Raw genomic sequence first — 23839 nt, 5'->3', positions numbered from 1 at the left:
TTCCGCACCCGGGCGGCCACAGCGTGTGACAAACTTCGGCCAGGGATAAGGGGAGGGGGACGGGTTGCTGCACGTCCAAGAGCTGGTGAAGGTCTACAGCCAACGCCGGGTGGTCGACACCGTGTCATTCAGCCTGCGACCGGGCACGGTGACCGCGTTCCTCGGGCCGAACGGCGCCGGGAAATCGACCACGCTGCGGATGATCTGCGGCCTGACCACGCCGACGTCCGGCACCGCGACCATCGCCGGCCGCCGCTTCGGCGAGTGGCCCAACCCGGCGCACGTCGCGGGCGTGCTGCTCGACGCGTCCGCCGTGCACCCCGGCCGCACCGGGCGACATCATCTGCGCAACGCCGCGAAACTGATGCGGCTGCCCGCCGCCCGGGTGGACCAGGTGCTCGGGCAGGTCGGCCTCTCCGACGCGGCGAACCGGCGGATCGGCAAGTACAGCCTCGGCATGCGGCAGCGGCTCGGCATCGCGCAGGCGCTGCTGTGCGATCCGCCGGTGCTGATCCTCGACGAACCGATCAACGGCCTCGACCCGGACGGCATCCGCTCCACCAGGCAGTTGCTGCGCGGCTACGCCCAGCGCGGCGGCACCGTGCTGCTGTCCAGCCACGTGCTGTCCGAAGTGGACCAGACCGCGGACCGCGTGGTGATGATCGGCCAGGGTCGCGTCGTCGCCGACGGTCCGCTGGAGAGCTTCGCCGGACCGGCCCGCACGCTCATCCGCACCGCCGACCTGCCCCGGCTGACCTCCGCGCTGCACAACGCCAGGCTCGAACTGCGCCAGACCAGCGCGGACGGGGTGTCCGTCGCCGCCCCGATGAAACAGGTGTCCGACCTCGCGTTCGCCGCCCGCGTGCAGGTGCTGGAGCTGCGCGAGGAACAGCAGAACCTGGAAGAGCTTTTCTTCCGGCTCACCGGAGGAGCCCGATGATCCCGGCGCAGGCGCCCGCGTGGCAGGCCCCGGCACAGCGGCGCGCGTCGTTCGGCACCGTAGTGGGCGTCGAACTGCGGAAGATGACCGCGACGGTGGCGGACAAGATACTGGTGATCTCCGCGCCGATCCTGTTGGTGGCGTTGTCGTTGCTGTTCTTACAGGGCGGACTGCGCGACTACACGCTCGACAAGCAGCTGCTGCCGGTATTCCTCACGATCCGGCTCGGCGCGGTGCTGATGAACGTCGTGCTCGTGAAGCTGATCGCCGCGGAATGGCATTACCGCAGCGCGCAGCCGACCCTGCTCGCCCAACCGTCGCGGCTGCGCTACGTGCTCGCGCAGGCCACCATCGCGATCGGGGTCTGGCTGGTCACTTCGGGGCTGAACCTGCTGATGACCTTCACCTACTACCGAAGCCAGCTCGACGGATACGACACGCAGTTCCTGCTCGACGCCCGGCCGGGCGCGATGGTCGCGACGATTCTGCTCGGCGGGTTCTGCATGACCCTGCTCGCGGTCACCATCGGCTGGCTGATCCCCAACACCGCCGGATCGATCACCGCTTACGTCCTGCTGTCGCTGCTGTTCGTGTTCCTGCAGAGCGGCATCGACTACGCGGGATGGGTCGATCCGGCCGAACCCGCGCGGCAGCTCGCGGGGATCGCCAAGCACGGACCGGTCGCGCTGGCGACGTCGCTGGTGGTGTGGATCGGCCTGGCCGGGGTCGCGATCTGGCGGGCGGGCACGCGAGAAGCGGCGTGACCGCGGGTCAGCTCGCCAGCGAACCGCCGCTCGGGTCGACCGTGTTCAGGTAGTCCTCGGCGGCCTTCTGCGCGTCCGGGCAGAACAGCTGAGCGGTCTGGCGATCGACGTCGAGATTGTCGCCGGGGACCGGTCCGCGGCCCGCTTCGGTGCCGACCCGGACGGTGAGGACCTGCAGCGAACCGGTGTTCACCGCGACCACACAGCCGTATCCCTGGAGCTGGGAAACCGCGTAGTAGCGGTCCAGCACCAGCATCCGGCGGAAGTGGTGGACGCTGTAGTCGTAGACCTTCCACCAGCCGGGCCACGGCTCCGGGATGCGCTGGTCCGGGTCCATCGAGCCGACCTCGACCTGCGTGCCCGCGGACCGTTTCATGACGCAGGCCTTGGCATACGGGTTGTACATCGGCGAACTGCCGCCGAGGGAGGCCAGCAACTGCGGGTTCTTTTCGAGCTGTGAACAGTCGCCAGGGAACAGCTTCGGGCGGCTCGTGATGACCGGCAGCGTGTCGTAAGCGATCGAATCCGCCGGCAGCCGCGGCGCAGGCTTCCCCGGTGGCGGAGCAGGCGCGACGGCGCACCCGGAAAGCACCGCCGCCACTGCGACAATGCTCGCCGTTACCGCGGTGATCGCTCGGTTACGCACGGAAAGCACAGTACCGGCCCGGGATCGGGTCCCGGGCCGGAACGAGCTTTTTCAGAGCACGATGTTGACCAGCCGGCCCGGCACCACGATCACCTTGCGCGGCGTCTTGTCGCCGACCAGCGCGGCGATCTTCTCGTCCGCCAGCGCGGTCGCCTGCACCGCATCGTTCTTCGCGTCCGCGGGCACGGTGATCCGCGAGCGGACCTTGCCGTTGACCTGGATCGGGTACTCGACCGAGTCCTCGACCAGGTACTTCTCGTCCACGACCGGGAACGGCCCGTGCACCAGCGAGTCCGCGTGGCCCATCCGGTGCCACAGCTCCTCGGCCACATGCGGGGCCAGCGGAGCCAGCAGAAGCACCAGCGGTTCGGCGACCTCGCGCGGGGTTCCGGCAGCCGAGCCGTAAACCTTGGTCAGGTGGTTGTTCAGCTCGATCAGCTTCGCGCCGGCGGTGTTGAACCGCATCTCCGCGTAGTCCTCGCGGACCCCGGCGATGGTGCGGTGCACCAGTTTCCGGTCCGCCTCGGTCGCCTCGTCCGCCGAGACCCGCAGTTCGCCGGTCTGCTCGTCGACCAGCAGCCGCCACAGCCGCTGCAGGAACCGGTGCGCGCCGACGACGTCCTTGGTCGCCCACGGCCGCGACATGTCCAGCGGACCCATCGACATCTCGTACACACGGAAGGTGTCCGCGCCGTAGGTGTCCGACATTTCGTCCGGCGTCACGGCGTTCTTCAGGCTCTTGCCCATCTTGCCGTATTCCTGCTTGACCTCTTCGTCGCCGAAGAAGAACTTGCCGTCGCGCTCGACGACGTCCTCAGCAGGCACGTACACACCGCGCTTGTCGGTGTAGGCGAACGCCTCGATGTAGCCCTGGTTGAACAGGCGGCGGTACGGCTCCTTCGAGGAGACGTGGCCCAAGTCGTACAGCACCTTGTGCCAGAAGCGGGAGTACAGCAGGTGCAGCACCGCGTGCTCGACGCCGCCGACGTACAGGTCGACGCCGCCCGGGTCGTCCCCGCCGTGCTCGGCCGGACGCGGGCCCAGCCAGTACGCCTCGTTCTCCGGCGCGCAGAACACGTCCTCGCTCGACGGGTCGACGTAGCGCAGCTGGTACCAGCAGGAACCCGCCCACTGCGGCATGACGTTGGTGTCGCGGCGGTAGCGCTTCGGCCCGTCGCCCAGGTCCAGGGTGACCTCGACCCAGTCCTTCGCGCGCGACAGCGGCGGCGACGGCTCGGAATCGGCGTCGTCCGGGTCGAAGGTCTTCGGCGAGTAGTCGTCGACCTCTGGCAGCACGACCGGCAGCTGGTCCTCGGGCAGCGCGATCGGCAGGTTGTTCTCGTCGTAGACGATCGGGAACGGCTCGCCCCAGTAGCGCTGGCGGGCGAACAGCCAGTCGCGCAGCTTGTACTGCACGGTGCCCTCGCCCGCGCCGCGGTCCTCCAGCCAGGCGATGATCGTCTTCTTGGCGTCGGCGACGCCCATGCCGTTCAGGTCGACGGTGTCGTTGGCGGAGTTGATCGCCGGGCCGTCGCCGGTGAACGCCTCGCCCTCGAAGCCCTCGCCCGGGTCGACCGTGCGGACGATCTCCAGCTCGAACTTCTTCGCGAAGTCGTAGTCGCGCTGGTCCTGTGCGGGCACCGCCATGATCGCGCCGGTGCCGTAGCCCATCAGCACGTAGTCGCCGACGAAGACCGGGATTTCCTTGCCGTTCACCGGGTTCACCGCGTAGCTGCCGGTGAAGACGCCGGTCTTCTCCTTGTTCTCCTGCCGGTCCAAATCGGACTTGCGCGAGGCGGCGGCCCGGTAGGCGGCGATGGCCTCGGCGGGCGTCTTCGCGCCGCCGGTCCAGCTCTCCGGGTGCTCGCCCGGCCACTGCGCCGCGGTCAGCTTCTCGACCAGCGGGTGCTCCGGCGCGATCACCATGTAGGTGGCGCCGAACAGGGTGTCCGGACGGGTGGTGAAGACCTCGATCTTCTCGTCGCCCGCGGCGAACGAGACGCGCGCGCCCTGCGAGCGGCCGACCCAGTTGCGCTGCATGGACTTGACCTTCTCCGGCCAGTCCAGCAGGTCCAGGTCGTCGACCAGGCGGTCGGCGTACGCGGTGATCCGCATCATCCACTGGCGCAGGCTCTTGCGGAACACCGGGAAGTTGCCGCGGTCGCTGCGGCCGTCCGCGGTCACCTCCTCGTTCGCGACGACGGTGCCCAGGCCGGGAGCCCAGTTCACCGGAGCCTCGGAGATGTAGACCAGCCGGTGGTCGTCGATGATCTTGCGCTGCTCGACGGTGCTCAGCTCGACCCACGGACGGCCGTCCGGCGTCGCGCGCTCGCCCGCGGCGTACGCCTTCTCCAGCTCCTCGATCGGGCGCGCCTTGCGGGCGTCCTCGTCGTAGTAGGAGTTGAAGATCTGCAGGAAGATCCACTGGGTCCACTTGTAGTAGTCCGGGTCGATCGTCTCGATCGACCGGCGTTCGTCGTGGCCCAGCCCCAGCCGCTTCAGCTGGCGGCGCATGGTGGCGATGTTCTGCTCGGTCGTGGTGCGCGGGTGCGTGCCGGTCTGCACCGCGTACTGCTCGGCGGGCAGGCCGAACGCGTCGTAACCCAGCGTGTGCAGCACGTTCCGGCCGATCATCCGGTGATACCGCGCGTAGACGTCGGTGCCGATGTAGCCCAGCGGGTGCCCGACGTGCAGGCCGGAGCCGGACGGGTACGGGAACATGTCCTGCACGAACAGCTTGTCCGAGGGCACCGGCTCGCGCGGGTCGGCGAGCGGGCCGACCGGGTTCGGCGCGTGGTAGGTGCCGTGGTCGGACCAGTGGTCCTGCCAGCGCTGCTCGATCTGCCCGGCCAGCTCCGCGGTGTAGCGGAACGGCGGGGCGTGCTCAGCGTCCGCGGCACTCTTCGCCGCGGCCCCGGTGGCCTCGTCAGACCCTGTCATCGCCGTCTTCCTCCGTGTCGAGCCACTCCCAGAAACAACTCGACCCCCCAAGCCAGAAGGCATGAGGGGTCGCCGCGCCGAGCCGGTCATCGGACCAGGTCAGCGCGGCAGGCCAAGGAGCAGCCGAGCCGTGTTCATGCACTCATCGTAACGCGCTGGTCAAAGCCGTTCCGACGGGACCGCCAAAGCGACGACCTGGGTCACCTGCGACGCGGAGAAGTTGTTGTCGCTCACGAGCAGCAGGCTGCGCTCCCCGGACGGCAGCGCCGGACCCCAGGTCATCCCCTCGATGTTGTCCACAGTGGACAGCGGGAGGTCGGAAAGGTCGGCCAGCAGCCGCTTCTTCACCGGCTTGACGTGCTTGGCGGCAGTCAGCGACGGGGTGTTGAGGACGTTCGTCGCGCCGGTGGTGTCGACCTCGAAGATGCGCACCTTGTTGCCGACACCGGTAACGAAGGACCGCTCCATCATCAGGAACTTCGTCGGATCCGCCTGGTTCACCGCGAGCATCGAGGAGACGCCGGTGTCAGCGAACCCAGTGGCGGGCTTCGGCTCGGCGAAAAGCTTCTCCTGCGGGTACGCGTACTGCGCCAGCACTGGCCCGAACCGGCTCTGCAGGGTGATCCGCGACAACGCGCCCGACGTCGGCGTGGGCGGCGGACCGTCCTGCAGCAGCGGGGCCTCGACCTCGCTGGCCAGCAGCGTGCCGAACCCGGTGTAGGCGAGGCCTTCGAGAACGTAATTGCGGCGCGGACCGGCGTCCGGCGTCATCCGCTCGTTGGCGGGCAGCGGCAGGTCGCGGAGGTAATGCCCGTCGCGGGTGGCTTCGCGGATCGACGGCTGGATCAGGTGCTGGTCGGCGAGCCGGTCGCCTTCCTGCGACCAGACGTAATGGCCGGTCCACGGGTCGACGCGCAGTTCCTCGGGGTCGATCGTCTGCTCGTTCTGGGGAGCGGCCGGATCGTTCTTCGCAAGCGGCGGGTACGGCGTGCCGTCCGGACGCAGCAGGGGATGCGTGCCGGTGAAGGTGACCGGTCCCACACCCTTGGCGCTGACGTCGAACTTCGCGGTGTAAAAGCGGGCCGGGTTGATCGCGGACCGGTCGTCGCTGATGAAGACGTAACCGCCGGTGCGCGGATCGAAGTCGATCGACGACAACCCGCCGACCGTCGTGCCCTGGAACTGCAGGTTGTGCGGCACCCGCTGCTCGCCGAGCAGCCGGACCGGCCGCGGCGCGGCGTCGGCCGTTCCAGGAATGAGCAAGGACAGCGTGACGATCCCGGCGGCGGCGAGCAGCCGGTGTCGCGTGGACGAAGACATGGCCCGTAGCACAGCCGACGAGGGTATCCGGGACATGGCCGCGAGGTCACGCTTATCAGTTTGTTACCGCCGCCAGAGGGGATACGAATCCCAGCGGTCAGGGACTCCCATCACCGCGGGGCTCAGCCCAGAGTCGCTCGGGAAGGTACGTACGACTGCCGGCAGCACCCGCATGCTCGCGCCCACTGTGCACGAGCTCAAGTGCTGCATGAGCGTGAGCATCGCGAAAGTGGTCCCTTTCGCGGAAGCGATCACGTCGAACGACTTATCGCGTTCACCTTGCGGAAGCTTCGGCGTGAGCGAGTAGTAGCGGTTGTAGAACCGGCCGTGATGCGCACAGACATTGCGGACGATGTTCAGAGCGAGCAGCCACGACTTCAGTTGCGGCGGGCTGATCCGGAATCGTTGTGCGACCTGTTCTCGCACGCTGAGCGGGGCAAAGCTGTACAGGTAGGAGAGACTTCCCCAGTCGAGAACGTCCGTCGCGACCCAAATCGGAACGACACCACCTCGCTTCTCTCGGTGGTGGACGATGAACTCCTCGCGCGAGTCAGCGATCTTGCGATCAAGCTTCTCAAGCCACCTCGGATACGCCCCAGGCTGGTCGATCGACAGCAGTTCGCGTTTCCGGTGGATCATCGGATCCACCGCACCCAGCGAGTACGCCAGCAAGGCACGAAGATATGTCTCGACGTGCTGGATGGCGGCGAAGGTCGTCGAGCGGAGCCGATGATCGAACTCCCACAATGCGCGCACTTGCGAGATCGATGTCCCAGGGGAGAACTGATCCGCACGGCTGCCGTCGGATGCTGGCACCCGGAAGAGGTAGGAGTACCCGCTCAAGGTGTAGTAGCCAGCACGTTCCAGAAGCGCCAGCGCCGCTGCGTCGTCGTCGATGCGCATACCGCGCTCTTTGAGCAGGTCAAGTTGCCTCTCGTAAGTGCAATGCGGCTTGGGTTCCATGCGCTGGATCGCTACTCCCCCTGAAAATGAAAAGACCGGCCCTGGACCCCGAGGGGCGGAACCGGTCGTGATGATCTGATACTACCACGCCGAACAGGCAACCGTGGGCGAGTGCGCAAGGCACGGACCTGCATCACCCGTACGAAGACATGGCCCGTAGCACAGCCGACGAGGGTATCCGGGACATGGCCGCGAGGTCACGCTTATCCTCAAGGGGTGTTCGCTATCGCGCTCGTCCCGATCGTCCTTGGTGTCGTCGTCGGCTGGGGTGGTTTCCTCGGCGTGCGCGGACGGCTGAGCAGGGCAAGCGGGGCCGGAGTCCGGACCGAAGCCTCGATGCGCAGCGAAGAGGCCTTCAAGCTCGCCAACCGGGTCGCCGGAATCCCGACCCTGGCCGGCGGCGCGGCCGCGGTCGTCTGCGGACTGGCCGGCCTCGCGATCCCCGCCACGGCCGGCCTGGTGGCCGCCGCGATCGTCGGACTGCTCGGTTTGCTGGTGATGGTGGTCGCCGGAGCCCGGATGGGCGCCCGAGCCGCATTGACCGTCCCCGCCCCTGTTCAGGCCCCGGCCGGCTGCAGCGGCTGCGCGTGCGGCGCGGGCGGTTGCGGAGTCCTGCAGAAGTCCAGCGAGGCCTAATTCCGCTGCAAATCGCCGGGGTGAGTGGCCAGCAACGCGAGCGGCACCCCCTGGCGGCGCAGCACCTGCCCCCAGAGGTCACGGCTGGGCGGCGCGAGAATGTCGCTGGGCAACGCGGGGACGATCACCCAATCCTCGCGCTCGATCTCACCCGCGAGCTGCCCTGAATCCCACCCGGCGTAACCCGCGAACACGCGCACGCCCCGCACCTTGGGCACGAGCACTTCAGGATCACTGTCCAGATCGACGAGCGCGACCGGCCCCCGCACCGCGACCACCCCCGGAACGCTGGAAGCGGACTCCCCAGTCCGCAACGCGGCGAGACAAAGCGCGGTCTTCTTGTCGACCGGCCCGCCGACGAAGACCGACTGAGGTTCCGCGACGTGCGCGCCCCACCCCGGCAGGACGTCGTTCACCGGAACATCAGACGGCCGGTTCAAGACCACCCCGAGCGTGCCCTCCGCCCGATGATCGATCACGAACACCACGGTCCGCTTGAAGTTCGGGTCGAACATCGTGGGTGCGGCGACCAGGAGCGTTCCCGGTTCAACCTCGGCGTCCGCTGGCACGCCACCCATGATCCCATCACCCGCCGCGGGAAATCCTCCCGGCACGGGAACACCAGCACCACGCGCCTCGTTGGGAACAATGAGCCGGCGCACTCGTGTCCCCCGGGCTCACTGAAGAACCGCCTTTGTGGAATACCGGTCCGGCCGGAGCCACACTGCGCCAAGCCGCCGAGAGGCGAAACGAGTGCGCCGGTGTTCTCTCCTCCTGTTCGGTGCTTCGCACCTTCCCTCTCTGCCACCGGCGCCGAGTACCCGGGGGCCGAGCCCCCGGACCCCGCGGTGCCTTCGGTGCGGTTTTCGGGGTGGGCGGGGGCGGAGCCCCCTTTGGGTTTCAAGGTGGGCGGGTTTCGGTTGCTCTGCGCGGCCTTGCCTGGGTGGCGATCTTTTCGCGCCTCGCTCACTCCGCGCGACGTCGCCTGCGGGGGTGCTCTCTCCGCCCTTCACTCACCCCGCGCCGCCTCGCCTGCACGGCCATCCTTCCGCGCTGCGCGCACCTCGCGCTGCCTTGCCTGCGCGGCAGTCTTTCGCGCCTCGCTCAGCCCACGGCCTCGTCTGCGCGGAAATCTTTCCGCGCTTCACTCACCCGCGCGGTCTCACCTGCGCGGCAACCTTTCTCCCCCCTCGCTCACCCCGCGCCGCCTTGCCTGCGCGGCAACCTTTCCGCGCCTCGCGCACCCCGCGCCGCCTCGCCTGCGGGGGCGCTTTTTCCGCGCTTCACTTACCTGCGCGGCCTTGCCTGCGCGGTGTCCTTCTGCCCTTCAGTCGGCTGCGGACGCGGTCTGCAGTGCGGTTTCGTCCTGCGGTGCGTGCTTCCTGCGCTTCGCGCTCCGGGCTCTCTCAGATTTGTGGTGCTTGGTCCGTAGGGCCTTCCCGGCGCGAGAGGGCGCTGTCTCTGCGTTCTCTCTGTGCCGCGTAGTCCAGGTTCTGGGCGACTTCGGGCGATCGGGGTTGGGGTGTCTCGTTTTTCGGGTTTTGTCAGGGGGTCTCGGTAGGGTTGCGGGGTGAAGGTGGGGGAGCGGCGGCTGGGTTGGCAGCTGGTTCGGGATCCGTTGTTTCGGCGGTTGCTGTTCACGCGGTTCGCGGCTCAGTGGGGGGACGGCGTTTTCCGGGCCGGGTTGGCTGGGGCCGTTTTGTTCAATCCCGAGCGGGCGACGGATCCGCTGGCCATTGCCGAGGGGTTTGCGGCCCTCCTCCTCCCGTATTCGCTGGTGGGGCCGTTCGCGGGGGCGTTGCTCGATCGGTGGGACCGGCGGCGGGTGCTTGTTTTCGCGAATCTCGTGCGGGCGCTGGCGATCCTGGCGTCCGTTCTCGCGGTCGGGGCTGGGGTCGGCGGGATCGGGTTGTTTTCGCTTGCGTTGCTGGCTGAGGGGGTCAGCCGGTTCATCGGGTCTGGCTTGTCTGCTGCGTTGCCGCACATCGTGGAGCCCAAGGCGGTCGTTTCCGCGAACGCGGTGGCGGCGACGCTCGGGTCGGCGATCGCGGTCGTCGGGGGCGGGTGTGCGATCGGGTTGCGGGCGGTGTTCGGGTCGGGCGACATCGGGTCGGCGGAGACCACGGCGTTCGCGGCGGTCGGGGCGTTGTTGTCGGCCTTTCTCGCGCATCGGTTCGCGAAGGGAGTCCTGGGGCCGACGGTCGTGGACGAGCCGACTAATCCCGTGGTGGCGGTGGCGCGGGGGCTCGCGGACGGCGCCCGGCACGCGTGGCGGGCGCCCAGTGTCACGGCTGGGTTCGTCGCGTTGTTCGCGCATCGCGCCGCGTACGGGATTTCGTTGCTGGTCAGCGTGTTGCTGATGCGCAATTACTTCACTGACGACGGGCTCTTCCGCGCCGGATTGCCCGGGCTTGGGCAGCTGGTCGCGTGCGCGGGAGCGGGAATTCTCGTCGCGGGCCTGGTGACGGCGAGGCTGATCCGCTCGCTCGGACGGCTTCGGACGGTTCTCGGGTCGCTGCTCATCTCAGCGGTCACGCAGGCCGCGCTCGGGTTGCCGATGCTGCTGCCGTTGGCGGTGGTCGCGTCGTTCCTGATCATGGGGACCGGGCAGGTCCTGAAGCTGTCCGTCGATTCCTCGGTACAGCTCGATGTCGCGGACGAGGCTCGCGGGCGCGTCTTCGCCCTCTACGACACCCTGTTCAACATCACCCAGGTGGTGGCAGTCTCGATCGCGGCGGCCTTCGTCAAGGACAACGGGTACTCGCCGGAGCTGATGGTCGTCGCGACCGTGCTCTATCTGCTGGGCGGGGCCGGATATCTGCTGGCCCGCCGACGCCGCGGCGATTCGCTGCCGCAAACCGTTGAAGCCAAACGGGGGTAGTAACTCACCGTCTGGCATTAGGGTGACTTGTGACCCGGTCGAGTTAATCTCGGCACGCGCAACCGACACGAGGGGCCACCGTGAGCACCATCGGCGACGACCGTGCCCGTCTCGACGCCGCTCCAGCTGTCCTGACCTCGCCCGACGGGCTCGTCCGCGCGACCGCCGGGCCGGCAGGCACGCTCGGCCGGCTCGAATTTGCCCCGGACGCCTTCGAGCGGACGACGCCCGCGCAGCTCGCGTTGACCGTCCAGGCGCTCGTGCAGCACCTGGCCGACGCACCCGAACCGCAGCACACCTCCTCGATGCCTGCCCCGCGGCCGACTCCGCGCCGCGTCCGTCCGCGCGGAACCGTTCCGCAGAACCGCCGTCGCGGGTCCTGATGTCGTCCGCTCCGGACGAAATGATTCACGTGGAACCAACGAGTACCGGTCAGCAGGCGCTCGTCGAGATCGGCCGGCTGGTCAAGGCGCACCGGGCCGATCCGGACGCGGCGGCCGGGATCGGGTTCGCCCAGCTCGGCGACCATTTCGAGGTGCAGGCGCGCAATACCGTCGCCAGCACGGAGGTCGTCCAGCGGCTCACCGCATTGCGGGCTGAGATGTATCAGGAGGGGCGCGGCACCTGGATTCAGGCGCGCTACGTACTCACCCCGGACGGCGCGTTCGAGTTCGAATATTTCACCGACGGCGAGCCCCCGTGGACCACGCCGCCCGATTCGTCCGCCTACCTCGCCGAACTCACCACCTTCCCCCGCGACGACGAGCACCTTCCCGACTGGTGGCGGCTGCACGTCGGCCTCCCGCTCGGCGTCGAGTTCCGGCACGCCACCGCCGGGACCGGCGAACCGCTGTCGGAGGAAGAACTGCCGCTCGTCCTCCGGTACCTCGAACGCGAGGCTGAGGTCGGTGAAAAACACCGGACCGACGGGACCTGGATCTGGCCGGTCGAGGTAGCCGAGCAGCTCAGAGAACACGGCGCCGCGCCCGAGCCCGAACTGCTCCAGCACATCCGTGACCTGGGCTTTCACCCGCCGTACGTCGAGCATCTGGTGCGCCGCACGGCGGAAGCCGATCTTGCCGGGAAGCCCCGTCCGCGCCCGACTCCGGACGACGTCCAGCGCACCGCGGGAGACATCGCGGCCGAGCGGGAAACCAACCCGGACCCGGTCCTGTCCGCCGACGAACTGCTGGCCCACCTCGGCCACCGGCTCGATTCCTTCGGCATCTGGCGCGACGTCCGCTGCCTCGGCGGCCGGGAAGCCGGAAAATGGAGCCTCTACCAGGTCAAAGCCGGTTGGACAGTCGTCGCGCCGGACGGCCGCGAACAGACCTTCGCCCGCCTCGAAGACGCCGCACAGCAGCTGCTCGGCGCGCTGCTGCTGCATCCCGCCCGCGCGACCGGCGGCCGCGAAACCCCGCTGGAAACCGCGCGGGAGGTCGCCGACTGGCCGGTCCAGCCCGTGCCGGGTGACCCTCCCCTCACGCTGCTGCGGAACAAGAGACTCACTCGGTTGGCGGAAGGTACCGTCGTTCTGCGATTCGGCGAAGAACCCGGCAACCTGGTCCACCACCAGGCGGTACGGTTCGCGACGACGTCCCTGCCACTCGAACGGGAGCGCATGACCAGCACTTTTCGCCTCCGAAGATCACTCCACGTGATCACCGGGGTGACGGTGCCCTGGGCGAACCTTCCCGGCGGCGCGGTGGCGTACGTCTTGCCCAAGCCGATCGCGGAGCACGAGTCCGACGGAAGCCTGGAGAGGATCGAGTAGGTGGAAGCGGCGGAAGCGGTAGACAAGGTCGGGAAGTGGTTGCGCGCCGTGCACGGCCCCGAGGTCTCCGGGCCGGGCGGCCTCCGGGTCGACCACGACCGCGTGCTGCGGGTCCCCGAAGGCTGGTCGATCCCCTACAACACCGTCGCGTTCCTCGACGACGGCCGTCCGGACAAGGAACTCTTCCCCGCCCCGTCGGTGCTCGTGCGCGAGCCGGACGGCGAGCTGCGCCAGGCGCATCCGCATCCGGGCGGGCTCAGCACCCCGGTCGCGTACCCGGGCCAGGAGAGCTGGCGCGAGGTCGTCGACCCGGAGTACGCGAAAGCCGGGCTGGGCGAACTCGGCGTGCCGCTTCCCGCGGTCGCGGGCTGGGTGAAGGTCGACAACGACGGCCACCAGACCGGTGACGAGCGCGAGAACCCGGAGTACAAGGCCGGTCCGATCCGCCGCGGCTATCCGAAGCCGGAAAACCCGCTGGAAACCCTCCTCGCTTTCGCGAGCGTCGGCTGGCTTTCGCGCGAACAGCTGCTGATCGGCCTGCTGCGCTGCGAAGTCTTCGTGCCGTTCGATCTCAAAACCGGCGCGACCGACCGCTTCTACTTTTCCGAAGAACGCAACGAGCTGCGCGTCTTCAGCTCGACCCGGCATCTGCCCGCCCGCGAGCACGCCTGGTGGCGGGTCGACTTAGCGACACTCGCCGAGTTCGAGCACCCGCCGAACCTGGTGATCAACGGCGGTCCGGCGACGTTCGAGGACGTCGCGGGCGCCGAGCTGACCGCGATCGCGAAGCGGTTCCCGCGCCACGAGCCGCGGGTCGACGAGAACGGCCGCTGCCCGGAGATCGAAGAAGACCTGGAGAAGTTCGCCGTCGAAACCGCCGCCCGGATCGGGCTGGAGAAGCCGGTCGACGTGCCGAAGGCGGCCGCGGAACGCGCGCGGCGGCACGGGTTCGAGCTGACCGCCGACGAATGCCGCAAGACCGTCCTCGGCCGGTCGTGGCTGCGCCGGTTCGAACAGCCGGAGCCGAGCCGCTCGCGGCCGAACGACTTGCGCGCCAACGGTCTCGTGCCGTCCTGGGACAACGACGGCCGGATCGTCCCGAGGCTCGACACCTTCGGCAAGTACCCCGAGACGAGCCTAGAGAACTTCCGCTACGGCTGGCAGCGGGTCGTCGGCGCGTGGGTCGGATTCGCGCTCGGCGAGGCGCTCGGGTCGGCCGTCGACCGGATGCGGCTGGACGAGATCGTCTCGACCTACGGTCCGGACGGCGTCCGCGAACTGCCGCTCGCGTTCGACCAGCCGGGCCGGATCGGCTCGATGACGCAGCGGCTGCTTTTCCTCACCGAGGCGGTGATCCGCAGCCCGCATCGCGAACAGCCGGAGTCGCGCGACGTCGAGAAGCTGTTCCCCAGCGTGGTCCGCGGCGCGCTCGGCCGCTGGCTGCACACACAGGGCGCGGCGATCCAGAACGCCGACGGTTTCCTGGTCAAGGTGCCCGAACTGCACGCCCGCCGCGCCATCGACGACGCCGAGCTCAACGCGTACCACGCGCTGGTCACCGGCGATCCGCAAGCAGCGCCGCTGTCGGGCCCGGCCGCGCTGGTCGGTGCGCTGCCGGCGGTGCTGACCGCGGCCGGCCCGGGCACCGGGTTCAGCGGCGGCATCGGCCAGGTCGTGCGCGATCTGGCCGGCGTCACGCACCAGCCGGACGACGTGGCTGCCTCTACGTACCTGGCGTGGGTGTTCGAAAAGGCGCTTACGAAAGATTCGTTCAGCTACCCGGTGTGGAACCTCTCCCGCGAAGTCCTCGAGGAGCACGACGGTCCGGAGTGGGGACCGGTGCGCGACCTGATCGCCGAGGCGGTGCCGTTCTTCGGCGAACACGGCCTGCCTGACCTGCGGATGCCGGAGCTGATCGGCGACGGGCACAGCACGCTGTCCGTCCTCGGCCGCTCGTTCGCCGCGCTGTCCGGGTTCGAGAACTACCCGGAACAGGCGATGCTGCGCGCGGTGAACCACTCCGGCCGCAGCGCGCTCACCGGCGCGTTGACCGGTGCGCTGCTCGGCGCGCGGGTGGGTGTCCCCGGGCTGCCCCGGAAGTGGGTCGAGCAGCTTGAACTGCACCACCTGATCGAACAGGTGGCGACCGACGCGCTGTGGCATTTCGACCGCCATTCGGCGCGGAACGCACTCGGCGACGCCTGGGTTCAGCGCTACCCACGGCACTGATCGGTCACCCGAGCAGGTATTTGTGGGCGCATATTCTCCCGTCTCCGGTGACCGATGGTCGGGTCGTGACACGGTCAGATAGGTTCGTTGCGGCTACACGGGGGACTTCGGGGAGGAACCAGACGTGCGGTACCGGGTGGAATCGGGAGAACGCCCAGACGGCCTGTACGCGACGCTCGACGATCGCACTTTCGCGGCACAACGCTCCACCACCGACGGCACGCTGCTGCTGACCGTCATCGGTGACGAGGAAGCGCCCGAGGGCTTCGACCGCGAGCACGAGGGCAAGCCGGCCAGAGTCGTACTCGCGAACGAGGTGCCCGCGACGTTCGACCTGCGCACCTACGTCGAATACGACGACGAGCTGTTCGAGGTCGCGCCGGGGGACCAGGCGAATCTGACCCTGCGCTGGACGCGGCACGATCCGGCTCGCGCCGCGCAGCTCGGGCTCACCGATTTCTCGGTGACCGTCCCGGGCAAGCAGCTCACCGGGCTGTGGCTGACCCGGCACGACTACGGCGAGCCGAAGGCCGAGACCGAGGGCGGCGACCAGACGCGGATCCTGCGCGGGATCGGCCGCACGCTGCGCCAGGTGCCCGGCGGATGGACGCGGGTCGCGGCGCAGTTCCGGCAGGTCGGCGACTACTCCGAGCTGGAGGTCCGCGCCGTCGGCGACGAGAACGGCCCGGTTTCGGTCTCGCTGCCCGGCACGCCGCAGCTGAGCACGCTGTTCACCCAGCTGCGCGCGGCGATGTACCAGCCGGAAAGCGGCACCTGGTTCCAAGGCACTTTCACGCTCGACGCCGATTCGCAGTTCGATTTCGACTTCGACGCCGACCAGGAGCCGGACTGGCGGCTGCCGCCCAACGACGGCGGTGAGCCCGCCCGCGAGTCCTACCTCGTCGAGCTGACCCGTTTCCCGCGTCCGGACAAGCACCTGCCGGACTGGCTCGGCGCGAAGGCCGGGCTCCCGCTGACCGTCGGATTCCGCCAGGCGCGGCCGGTCGACGCGCACAACGAGGGCGAACGGCCCGTGGTGAACCGGCCGCCGGTGCCGCCGGACCAGATCCGCGGCGTGCTCGACTACCTGTTCCGCTCGCCGGTCGTACTGCACCGGCCGGTCCCGCAGCCGGACATCTTCGCGCCCGGCGCGCCGCCGGACGTGCCGCAGGCCTTCCACACCGACGGCACCTGGATCTGGCCCGCCGCCGTGCCGCACTACCTGCGCAAATACGGCGTTCCGCCGGAACCGGAGCTGGTCGAGCACATCCGCGCCGCCGGGTTCCGCCCGCCGATCGTGCGCGATCTGGTCCGCGCGACCGCCGAGGCCGACGTGCTCGGCAAACCGCGTCCCGGGCGTACCGAGGCCGATCTCCCGGACGACAGCTCGCTCGCCCGCGCGATCCGCGGCGAACAGACCCATGCCCTGCGCGGGGCCGAGACTTTGGCGCTGCTGCAGCAACGGCTCGTCGAGCACGGCGTGCCGGCGTCGGCGTACCGGATCGGCGCGGACGAGGTGCCCGCCGAGGGCGTGTGGACGTTGCGCCGCACGGAAAACGGCTGGGAGGTGTCGCGTCCGCCCGCGGTGGAGCCGGTGGCGTTCGCCAACCTCGCCGACGCGGCCCGGTTCCTTCTCGGCACGCTGCTGATGCTGCCGCCGCAGGCCGCGGAGGAATCCGATCAGCCCGCGGACTGGCCGATTCTGCCGATGCGCGGCGAACCGCCGTTGTCGTTCTTCCGCGGCAAGCGGATCGTCGCGCTGCCCGCCGGCACGACGGTGGTCCGGTTCGGCCCCGAGGTCGGGAACCTGGTGCACGCGAATTCGGTGCGGTTCCTCGAAACCTCGCTGACGCCGGACCGCGAACGCGACCGGCACGAGTACCGCGTGCAGCGCACGATCCGGGTGCTGACCGGCGTCACCACGCCGTGGGGCCAGCAGCCTGGCGGCGCCACGGCGTACCTGCTGCCGCGGCCGATCGCGCAGCACTTGGAGCAGGGAACGCTATCCCGGCTGTGAAGCCGTGATCAGCACGGCGGGCGACCACCAGTAGTCCGCGAGCGGTTCCACGGTCACGTCGGCGAACCCGGCGGCTTCGAGCTGCCGGGTCCACTGCGCGGCCGGATGTTCCCAGTTCGTGCGGGCTTCCCCGGCGGCGACGCCGAGCAGCACGGGCAGCAGGAATCCTTGCGCCACCAGGGAAGCCTGCTCGCCGTATTCGGCGACGCCGCGTTCGTACCGCTGCGCGAGCGACTCCAGGTCGGCAGTGTCTGGCACGTCGAATTCGGCCAGCACCAACCGTTCCGTCCGCGGCCGCAGTGCGCTCAGTACCTCGGCCCGGGCGGCAGGTTCGATCGACTGCAGCGCGAACGTCGACTGCGTGAGGTTCCACGTGGAACCATCGGCGGCGAGAAAATCCTGCGCGGTCAACGAAAACCGGCGCGCACCAGGGACTTCGACATCCGCGAGCAGCGCCTCCGACGGCTCCACGAGGTCGATCCGCTCCGGCCGGAAGGAGGCCTGCGCCAGCGCCGGTTCGATCGCCAACCCGTCGCCGCACCCGAGATCCAGCAACGCGGCCGGACGCCAGGAGTCGTACCGCGCAGCCAGTTCTTCGCTCAACCGCCGGTACAACTCGACGTTCCCGCCTCCGCGAATGAACGCCGTGAACGCGGCGGGCTGGTCGTAAACCGGACCGCTCGACCCGCCCGCGAGATATGTCGCCAGCTCAGCGCCCAACGGAGTTTTAGCCGCGGCAGCAAGCGCACCCGCCCGCTCGGCATCGCCGTCCCGATACGCCGCCAGCGCACCGGCCACCCCGCTCACAGCGGCACCCACAACGTCACCCTCGTTCCGCTTCCCGGACTTGATTCGACCAGCGAAGTCCCGCCGACCTCGGACAACCGCGCGGTGATCGACTCGCTGATCCCGAACCCGGCAGGCCGATCCTGCGGGCTGAACCCGGTGCCGTGGTCCCGCGTGATCACCGCGATGCCGCCGTTGCGTTCCTCCACGCGGACCACGACCTTGTCCGTCTCCGCGTGCTTCATCGTGTTGCGCATGGCTTCCCGCACCGCGTCGCGGATCGCGATCTGCCGGACCTCCGACAGCGTGTCGTTGTCCAGCTCAGCGATCACCAGCTGCGCGCGCAGACCGTCGCGCGCCATCTCCGCGGCCAGCGCCGCGAGCTTCTCGCCGAGCGGCCGCGCGCCCTCCTCAGCCCGCTGCGCGGCGGCGGTTTCGATGGTCTGCCGCAGCTCGATCGCCTGCGCACGAGCCAGCCGCTGCACCTCGACCAGCCGCTGATCCGAATCGCCCGGACCGCCGAGCGCGATCGCCTCCAGCGTCTGCAACACCGTGTCGTGCAGCATCCGGTGCTGCCGCGCGCGTTCGGCGAGCCGCCCGTTGCGGATCCCGTACGCCAGCGCCAGCCGGATCCCGAGCCCGAGCAGGATCAGCGCGCCGACCGCGGTGAACAGGACGCCGAACATCGTCGGGTACAGCGACGCGGCCTGCTCGAAATCGAACGTGCCGTGGTTGAGCAGATCCGACAGCAGCCGCACCGGCAGGCTGAGCACCGCCAGCCCGATCCCGGACGGGATGCCGACGGCGAGCGTCAGCAGAGCGACGCTGCCGAGCAGGTGTTTGTCCGCGACGCCGACCGCGTCGTGGAACACCGCGGGCGACACCGTCGCGCCCATGAACAGCTCGAAGGTGAGCGTGGCCACGAGGTCGACCAGCAGCAACCGCCCCGCGAGATCGCTGCGGAACGGGGCCCGGCGCATCATCCAGAACAGGCCGAACGCACTCAGCGCGACCGAGAACACGGTGACGATCGCGACCGACGCCAACCCGGCCGAACCGTGCTTGACCGCGTACGAGGTGAACGTCGCGGGCACCACCAGCAGCCGGTAGACGAGCGGAACCAGCACCACGTAGCGGGCCGCGCGCAACAACAACCCGTCGCGGTTGCGTTCGTCGACCGGACCAGCCATCCGCGAGATCCGCTGCAGCGCGCGCACCGGGGTCGGATCGGCGATCTCGTCGGTCAGCCCGGTCGTCGCGGTGGCCAGCGCGGGCGTGCCGCGGCGCAGCAACATGACGAGAAAACTGGCACCGCGCCGATCCCCGTCGTGCTGCCGCGTCATCGATCCCCCTGTTCGGTTCGAGACAGGGAGTATCTCGGCTGCCCCGGTCGATGATCCAGAGGCCAAAGGGGGATCGTGGCGAACCTGCGATCCCGAATTCACTTCTTGGGACTATTCGCCCGAACCGAGCCCCTCCGCCTTCGCCCACTTCTTGAGCTCGGCGACCGCCTCGTCGTGCTCCAGCGGACCGCGGTCCAGCCGCAGCTCCTTGAGGAACTTCCAGGCCTGCCCGACCTGCGGACCGGGCGGGAGGCCGAGCAGCCGCATGATCTCGTTGCCGTCGAGGTCCGGCCGGACGCGGTCGAGGTCCTCCTGCTCCTTGATCCGCTCGATGCGGGCCTCGAGGTCGTCATACGTCGCCTGCAGCGCGGCCGCCTTGCGCTTGTTGCGCGTGGTCGAATCGGCGCGGACGAGCTTGTGCAGCCGGGTCAGCAGGTCGCCGGCGTCGGTGACGTAGCGACGGACCGCCGAATCGGTCCACTCGCCGCCGCCGTACCCGTGAAACCGCAGGTGGAGGAACACGAGCTGGGAAACCTGCTCGATGATTTCCTTCGAGTACTTCAGCGCCCGCAAACGTTTGCGGGCCATCCGCGCACCGACCACCTCGTGGTGATGGAAGCTCACGCCGCCGCCGGGAGTGAACTCGCGGGTGGCCGGCTTGCCGATGTCGTGCAGCAGCGCGGCCAGCCGCAGCACCAGGTCCGGCTCACTGGTCGGCTCGTGCGATTTCTCCAGCGCGATCGCCTGCGCGAGCACGGTGAGCGAATGCTGGTAGACGTCCTTGTGCTGGTGGTGCTCGTCGATCGCCAGCCGCATGCCGGGCAGTTCGGGCAGCACCCGGTCGGCCAGCCCGGTGTCGACCAGCAGCTCCAGGCCCGGCCGCGGATCCGGGGCGAGCATCAGCTTCGACAGCTCGGCCTGCACCCGCTCGGCGGTGATCCGGTCGATCTCCTCGGACATCGACGTCATCGCCTCGACCACGCGCGGCGCGGCGACGAAGCCGAGCTGCGCGGAGAACCGGGCGGCGCGCATCATCCGCAGCGGGTCGTCGGCGAACGACTCCTGCGGCAGCGCCGGGGTGTCGAGCACCTTCAGCCGCAGCGCGTCCATCCCGTCGTGCGGGTCGATGAACGTCTTCCCGACCAGGTCGATCGCCATCGCGTTGACCGTGAAGTCGCGGCGCAGCAGATCGCCCTCGATGGTGTCGCCGAAGGTGACCTCGGGGTTGCGGCCGACGCGGTCGTAGCTGTCCGCGCGGAACGTGGTGATCTCGAGCGTCGTGCCGTTTTTGGTGACGCCGACGGTGCCGAACGCGATGCCGACGTCCCAGACCGCGTCGCCCCATTCGCTCACGATCTGCAGCACCCGGTCCGGGCGCGCGTCCGTGGTGAAGTCGAGATCGTTCGACAGCCTGCCGAGCAGCGCGTCTCGCACGCTGCCGCCGACCAGGTACAAGCTGTGGCCAGCGCGCGCGAAGCGCTCGGCCAGCTCGTCGGCAAGCGGGGACACTCGCATCAATTCCGTCACCGCGTTCTGCTGGGCGACCAGGTTGTTCACTCGAATCCCACCACGAAAATGGCGCCGCTACCGCGGACGCCGCCGGACACGGACACGGAGAGCCAGAGTACCCGGGCGGCCGTTTGCTCTAGCATCGCAGCATGTCTGGATCTGCCGGTCGCGCCGGACCGCCGACGCCGCGCCGGCGGCGACGGCGCCACCGCGGCAGGCGGCTGACCACGGTCGACGAGACCTCGGCGGGCGGACTGGTCGTCGACCCGGAGCGGGAACGCGCGGTGCTGATCGGGCGGCTCGACCGACACGGCAGACTGCTGTGGTCGTTGCCGAAGGGCCACATCGAGGACGGGGAGACGGTGGAGCAGACCGCGGTGCGCGAGGTGAAGGAGGAAACCGGCATCTCCGCGCGCGTGCTGCACCCGCTGGGCACCATCGACTACTGGTTCGTCGCGCAGCAGCGGCGGGTGCACAAGACCGTGCACCATTTCCTGCTCGAGGCCACCGGCGGCGACCTGTCGGACGAGGACGTCGAGGTGACCGAGGTCGCCTGGGTCCCGCTGGCCGAGCTGGAGACCACCCTCGCCTACGCGGACGAGCGCAAGCTGGTTCGCGGGGCAGCAGAACTTTTCGCGCCCGACGAGCGCGGCTGAGAGGGAGCACCCGAGTGAAGCGGCCCGCCGCCTTCTTGCTGTCCTTGCTGATCGTCGCCGCCACCGCGTTGTTCGGTGCGCCGGCGGGCGCGCAGGAGAATCCGTCGCCGGAACCCGCCCGGCTGCGGCTCGACCTCGGCCAACTGGCCCCGCGCCTGATCACCAGCTCGGACCAGGCGATCACGGTGACCGGGACGGTGACCAACACCGGGTCCCGGCGGATCGTCAAGCCGATGGCCCGGCTGCAGATCGGCGAACGGCTGGCCAGCCCGCGCGCGATGGATTCGGTGCTCGCCGGGAACCCGGTCCAGGACACCCCGCTGACCGATTTCGCGCTGCTCGCCGAGGACCTGGAGCCGGGGCAGAGCGCCCGGCTGGACATCACGGTGCCGCTCACCGGGCCGCGCGGTGCGGCGCTGCGGCCGGGCGTGTATCCGCTGCTGGTGAACGTGAACGGCACGCCGGAGTACGGCGGCCCGGCCCGGCTCGCCGCGGTGAGCTTGCTCATGCCGGTGCTGTCGACTCCGGGCCACGCGAACAACCAGGCGACGCAGCGGCATTCGAAGCTGGCCGTGCTGTGGCCGATCACCGACAGCACTCCGCACATCCAATCCGCGCCGTTCGGCGTGCCGATGACGCTCACCGACGATTCGCTCGCCGACGAGCTGAGCCCGGGCGGACGGCTGTATTCCCTGGTCTCGGCAGCGCGGGCGGCGCAGGAGAACAACCAGAAGATCGGCGGTTCGCTCTGCTTCGCCCTCGATCCCGACCTGCTGCGCACCGTGGACGCGATGCGCGGCGGCTACCGGGTCAGCGGCGGAGTGACAGGCAAGGGCGCGGACGCCGCGTCGAACTGGCTGGCGTCGCTGCGCGCACTGGTCACCGGCCGCTGCGTGATCCCGCTGCCGTTCGCCGACGCCGACCTCACCACTCTGGGCAAGATCCGCGGCGCTGACGGCAATCCCGACGCCGGCCTCATGACCACGGCGCTGAACGGCACCGCGACGATCCGCCAGGTGCTCGGCGTCGAATCGCAAACCGGCGTGCTGTGGCCAGGCGGAACACCGGACGACAAGGCGCTGGCGGCGATTTCGGCGGGCGGCTTCCAGACCGTCCTCACCGACAGCGCGAAGCTGCAGGCTGGCGGTGACGACGAAACCGTCACGGGCGCGGCGACGCTTTCCGCCGGCCTGCGCGCGCAGCCGACCAACTCGATGGCCACCGCCGGTCTCACCGGATTCGCGCCGAGCCCGCAGACGCCGACCACCTTCAGCGGAGCGTCTCAGCGCGCGGTCTCCACGCAGAACGGGCTCGCCGCGATCGCGTTCGAAGCCGGGCTCGGCCGTACCGACGGCTCGACCGGCGGACCGATGCTCATCGCGCCGCCGCGGCGCTGGGACGCCACCACCGAGGAGCTCAACACCTTCCTGTCCGGGCTCGGCAAGCTCACCACCGCGGGCGTAACGGCCGGGTCGACGCTCACCGACCTGCTGAGCAGCACCCCCGAAGGCAGCGCTTCGCTGGTCTCCGGCACCCGTTCGGACGGCGGCGCGGCGGTCGCCGACCAGCTGTCCGGCCTCGACCAGGACGGTGCGGGCCTGTTGTCCGCGATGCAGGTGGACCCCAGGAACCGGGTCGAGCCGAAGGCGATCGTCGGACCGGTGCGCGACGCGCTGGTCCGCGGCAGTTCGACCGCGTTCGGGCCGTCGGGGGCGTCCTCGTCCGCCTCGGCGAACGCGACCGCCGAACTCGCCGCGATCCGCGATCAGGTGACCGTCGAACAGCCGAAGCAAACGATTGCGCTCGCGTCCGGGTCCTCGCCGCTGCCGGTGTACGTGCACAACGACCTGCCGGTCGGCGTCACCGCGCAGATCGCGCTCAAGAACACCATGGGCATCCGGCCCGAGAAGGCCAAGGACCTGCTTTTCCCGGCGAAGGGCGGGCAGACCCGATACGTGCAGATCGAGGCGCTGCGGGCCGGGCACCTGTCGGTCGATGTGTCGTTGACCACCCCATCGGGCACGGATCTCGGCGCGACCGCCCGGTTCGAGCTGACCTCGACCGAATACGGCCCGATCACCATCATCGTCACCGTCGCCGCTGGTTGCGCACTGTTGCTGCTGGCGTCCCGGCGGATCTACCGGCGGATCAAGGAAAGCCGAGGCGGCACGCCCTGACATCCGAAGGGGCCGGGTGCTCCCGCCCGTTCCCGATTACCCTGGGTCGGCGCTGCCACAATGGCAGGGACCATGCGACCGCAGAGGATTGGGCACGCGTTGGACAAAGAGCCGGGTCAACCACCCGAGCGTGCGGGTCGTCCCCGGCGGGACGGCGCGCCGCCGCGGCGGGACGACCAGCCTCCTCGCCGCGCGGTGCGGGACGCGCGCCGCCAGCCGCCCCCTCCTCCGCCGCCAGCCGACCGCAGGCAGCCGCCG

The 23839-nt window shown here is 69.6% G+C and carries 18 protein-coding genes; 10 read left to right on the top strand and 8 right to left on the bottom strand.

The window, feature by feature from the left end:
- Positions 1–64 precede the first annotated feature (64 nt).
- Both AB5I40_RS26920 and AB5I40_RS26915 read left to right on the top strand, forming a co-directional pair.
- Positions 65–940, top strand: a complete 876-nt coding sequence (locus AB5I40_RS26920) for an ABC transporter ATP-binding protein (RefSeq protein WP_370932798.1) — start codon at positions 65–67, stop codon at positions 938–940.
- On the top strand, positions 937–1704 hold the full coding sequence (locus AB5I40_RS26915; protein ID WP_370932796.1) for a hypothetical protein: 768 nt from the start codon (positions 937–939) through the stop codon (positions 1702–1704). The genes AB5I40_RS26920 and AB5I40_RS26915 overlap by 4 nt, the downstream gene beginning before the upstream one ends.
- A 7-nt stretch (positions 1705–1711) precedes the next feature.
- On the opposite strand, the gene AB5I40_RS26910 is transcribed toward AB5I40_RS26915, so the two are convergent.
- From AB5I40_RS26910 to AB5I40_RS26895, 4 genes are all read right to left on the bottom strand, one after another.
- Positions 1712–2350, bottom strand: coding sequence for a hypothetical protein (locus AB5I40_RS26910; protein WP_370932795.1), 639 nt, complete (start codon positions 2348–2350; stop codon positions 1712–1714).
- Positions 2351–2401: 51 nt separating this feature from the next.
- A complete protein-coding gene (gene leuS, locus AB5I40_RS26905) occupies positions 2402–5290 on the bottom strand; it encodes a leucine--tRNA ligase (RefSeq protein ID WP_370932793.1) in 2889 nt (962 codons plus the stop codon).
- 159 nt (positions 5291–5449) lie between these two features.
- Positions 5450–6610: an esterase-like activity of phytase family protein gene (locus tag AB5I40_RS26900; protein WP_370932792.1), complete on the bottom strand. Its 1161-nt coding sequence runs from the start codon at positions 6608–6610 to the stop codon at positions 5450–5452.
- Positions 6611–6673: 63 nt separating this feature from the next.
- Positions 6674–7573 (bottom strand): Abi family protein, encoded by a 900-nt coding sequence (locus AB5I40_RS26895; RefSeq protein WP_370932791.1) that lies wholly within the window; start codon positions 7571–7573, stop codon positions 6674–6676.
- A gap of 216 nt (positions 7574–7789) precedes the next feature.
- Between AB5I40_RS26895 and AB5I40_RS26890 the strand changes: the two genes are divergently transcribed.
- Entirely contained in the window at positions 7790–8209 is a 420-nt protein-coding gene (locus tag AB5I40_RS26890; RefSeq protein WP_370932789.1) for an SdpI family protein, read from the top strand.
- On the opposite strand, the gene AB5I40_RS26885 is transcribed toward AB5I40_RS26890, so the two are convergent.
- Positions 8206–8787, bottom strand: a complete 582-nt coding sequence (locus tag AB5I40_RS26885) for a YqgE/AlgH family protein (RefSeq protein WP_354735848.1) — start codon at positions 8785–8787, stop codon at positions 8206–8208. The two genes, AB5I40_RS26890 and AB5I40_RS26885, sit on opposite strands and share 4 nt — an antisense overlap.
- Positions 8788–9779: 992 nt before the next feature.
- Here AB5I40_RS26885 and AB5I40_RS26880 point away from each other — a divergent pair.
- The 5 genes from AB5I40_RS26880 (at position 9780) to AB5I40_RS26860 (ending at position 17110) form a co-directional block, all read left to right on the top strand.
- Positions 9780–11090 carry an MFS transporter gene (locus AB5I40_RS26880; RefSeq protein ID WP_370932787.1) on the top strand — a complete coding sequence of 437 codons (1311 nt, stop codon included), beginning with the start codon at positions 9780–9782 and terminating at the stop codon, positions 11088–11090.
- A gap of 80 nt (positions 11091–11170) precedes the next feature.
- On the top strand, positions 11171–11473 hold the full coding sequence (locus AB5I40_RS26875) for a hypothetical protein (protein ID WP_370932785.1): 303 nt from the start codon (positions 11171–11173) through the stop codon (positions 11471–11473).
- Positions 11474–11493: 20 nt separating this feature from the next.
- Entirely contained in the window at positions 11494–12864 is a 1371-nt protein-coding gene (locus AB5I40_RS26870; protein ID WP_370932783.1) for a glycohydrolase toxin TNT-related protein, read from the top strand.
- Positions 12865–15093, top strand: coding sequence for an ADP-ribosylglycohydrolase family protein (locus AB5I40_RS26865; RefSeq protein WP_370932782.1), 2229 nt, complete (start codon positions 12865–12867; stop codon positions 15091–15093).
- A 124-nt stretch (positions 15094–15217) separates the two neighbouring features.
- The gene (locus tag AB5I40_RS26860) at positions 15218–17110 is read left to right on the top strand and encodes a TNT domain-containing protein (RefSeq protein ID WP_370932780.1); all 1893 of its coding nucleotides are present in this window, start codon (positions 15218–15220) and stop codon (positions 17108–17110) included.
- Here AB5I40_RS26860 and AB5I40_RS26855 read toward each other — a convergent pair.
- From AB5I40_RS26855 to AB5I40_RS26845, 3 genes are all read right to left on the bottom strand, one after another.
- Complete coding sequence (locus AB5I40_RS26855; RefSeq protein ID WP_370932779.1) at positions 17096–17929, bottom strand: class I SAM-dependent methyltransferase; 834 nt, start codon at positions 17927–17929, stop codon at positions 17096–17098. The genes AB5I40_RS26860 and AB5I40_RS26855 overlap by 15 nt on opposite strands.
- Positions 17914–19239, bottom strand: a complete 1326-nt coding sequence (locus AB5I40_RS26850; RefSeq protein ID WP_370932777.1) for a sensor histidine kinase — start codon at positions 19237–19239, stop codon at positions 17914–17916. The genes AB5I40_RS26855 and AB5I40_RS26850 overlap by 16 nt, the downstream gene beginning before the upstream one ends.
- 111 nt (positions 19240–19350) lie before the next feature.
- The gene (locus AB5I40_RS26845; RefSeq protein ID WP_370932776.1) at positions 19351–20796 is read right to left on the bottom strand and encodes a CCA tRNA nucleotidyltransferase; all 1446 of its coding nucleotides are present in this window, start codon (positions 20794–20796) and stop codon (positions 19351–19353) included.
- 101 nt (positions 20797–20897) lie between these two features.
- On the opposite strand from AB5I40_RS26845, the gene AB5I40_RS26840 reads away from it, so the two are divergent.
- Complete coding sequence (locus tag AB5I40_RS26840) at positions 20898–21404, top strand: NUDIX hydrolase (protein ID WP_370932774.1); 507 nt, start codon at positions 20898–20900, stop codon at positions 21402–21404.
- A 14-nt stretch (positions 21405–21418) separates the two neighbouring features.
- Positions 21419–23581: a DUF6049 family protein gene (locus tag AB5I40_RS26835; protein ID WP_370932773.1), complete on the top strand. Its 2163-nt coding sequence runs from the start codon at positions 21419–21421 to the stop codon at positions 23579–23581.
- The last annotated feature ends 258 nt before the right edge of the window (positions 23582–23839 follow it).

The organism is Amycolatopsis sp. cg13 (assembly GCF_041346965.1).
Taxonomy (GTDB): domain Bacteria; phylum Actinomycetota; class Actinomycetes; order Mycobacteriales; family Pseudonocardiaceae; genus Amycolatopsis.
This window is presented reverse-complemented; position numbering and strand designations above follow the sequence as displayed.

What these genes read in the sequence shown, in the direction of transcription:
- AB5I40_RS26840 (WP_370932774.1), top strand. Translation starts at nt 20,898, where the DNA reads ATGTCTGGATCTGCCGGTCGCGCCGGACCGCCGACGCCGCGCCGGCGG.
- AB5I40_RS26895 (WP_370932791.1), bottom strand. Translation starts at nt 7,573, where the DNA reads ATGGAACCCAAGCCGCATTGCACTTACGAGAGGCAACTTGACCTGCTC.
- AB5I40_RS26885 (WP_354735848.1), bottom strand. Translation starts at nt 8,787, where the DNA reads ATGGGTGGCGTGCCAGCGGACGCCGAGGTTGAACCGGGAACGCTCCTG.
- AB5I40_RS26850 (WP_370932777.1), bottom strand. Translation starts at nt 19,239, where the DNA reads ATGACGCGGCAGCACGACGGGGATCGGCGCGGTGCCAGTTTTCTCGTC.
- AB5I40_RS26900 (WP_370932792.1), bottom strand. Translation starts at nt 6,610, where the DNA reads ATGTCTTCGTCCACGCGACACCGGCTGCTCGCCGCCGCCGGGATCGTC.
- AB5I40_RS26870 (WP_370932783.1), top strand. Translation starts at nt 11,494, where the DNA reads ATGATTCACGTGGAACCAACGAGTACCGGTCAGCAGGCGCTCGTCGAG.
- leuS (WP_370932793.1), bottom strand. Translation starts at nt 5,290, where the DNA reads ATGACAGGGTCTGACGAGGCCACCGGGGCCGCGGCGAAGAGTGCCGCG.
- AB5I40_RS26915 (WP_370932796.1), top strand. Translation starts at nt 937, where the DNA reads ATGATCCCGGCGCAGGCGCCCGCGTGGCAGGCCCCGGCACAGCGGCGC.